This window comes from Snodgrassella sp. CFCC 13594 (genome assembly GCF_001590725.1).
Lineage (GTDB): Bacteria > Pseudomonadota > Gammaproteobacteria > Burkholderiales > Neisseriaceae > Snodgrassella.
This window is the reverse complement of sequence record NZ_LQXR01000092.1, coordinates 1-503: the sequence shown is the minus strand read 5'-3', so window position 1 is coordinate 503 and position 503 is coordinate 1. Positions and strand designations below refer to the sequence as shown.

1 protein-coding gene is annotated in these 503 nt (G+C 59.2%); it reads left to right on the top strand.

Translation table 11 applies throughout. From position 1 onward, the window contains the following. The coding region (locus A2F46_RS11865; protein WP_369796348.1) for an OmpA family protein at window positions 1-503 on the top strand (503 nt) is incomplete at both ends.

Sequence of the window (503 nt, the reverse complement as noted above, 5' to 3'; positions counted from 1 at the left end):
TCATCCATTACCGCGTATTGAGCCTGAGCCTATTGCTCGGCCTAAGCAGCCTCACCCAGGCACGTGATGTTGACCACAAATGGTGCCCGCCAGAACAAGCTGCACCCGTTGCGGCGCAAACCGATCGCATCAATTTGGCCGCTGATGCCCTGTTCCAATTCAACCAATCGGCCGCCCAAGACATACTGCCGCAAGGCTTGCGACACTGGACGCATTGGCCCAAACACTACAGCCACTACGTCCGCGTGGACGGCATCCACATCACCGGTCACACAGACCGTTTGGGCAGTGACACATACAACCAAGCCTTGGGCCAACGCCGGGCTGAGACCGTGAAAGGTTATCTGGCAGACAAAGGCGTGCATGCCCCGATGAGCGTGGCCAGTGCGGGTGAGCGCGAACCGGTGACCACGAACTGTGTGGGTAGCCGAGCCACCGCGGCATTGAAGGCCTGCTTGCAGCCAGATCGTCGAGTGGTGGTGGATGTCACTGGGGTGAAGAAA